Source organism: Staphylococcus sp. HMSC072B07 (assembly GCF_001815505.1).
Classification (GTDB): domain Bacteria; phylum Bacillota; class Bacilli; order Staphylococcales; family Staphylococcaceae; genus Staphylococcus; species Staphylococcus simulans.
This window is the reverse complement of the sequence record NZ_KV820962.1, coordinates 1-300: the sequence shown is the minus strand read 5'-3', so window position 1 is coordinate 300 and position 300 is coordinate 1. Positions and strand designations below refer to the sequence as shown.

Here is a 300-nt window from a genome sequence, read left to right as displayed (position 1 = left end):
CGTTCGGTAAGTTTGTAAACTCATAGTTACCGTTTCCGTCTGTTGTAGTCGTTACTGTTGATCCGTCCGGTTTTGTCAACGTTACTTCTACGCCAGGGATACCTGGTTCATTTGAGTTTTGTACTCCGTCTTTGTTTGTGTCTTCCCAAACTTTATCACCAACTGTGTAAGTTGCTGGTTCTTGTGGTGTTTCTTGTACTGGTTTGTAGAAACCGCTGTCGATTGTTTTATCGTCTGCATTGTCTACAGTTACTGTTGTTGTTGTTCCGTTTGAGTCCAATTCAGGGTTGCCGACATTCG

General features: G+C 43.0%; 1 protein-coding gene. It reads right to left on the bottom strand.

What is annotated here, in order from left to right; all coding sequences use genetic code 11:
- Positions 1–300, bottom strand: a 300-nt coding sequence (locus tag HMPREF3031_RS11875; RefSeq protein WP_142351344.1) for an SdrD B-like domain-containing protein, incomplete at both ends; no start/stop codon positions are given.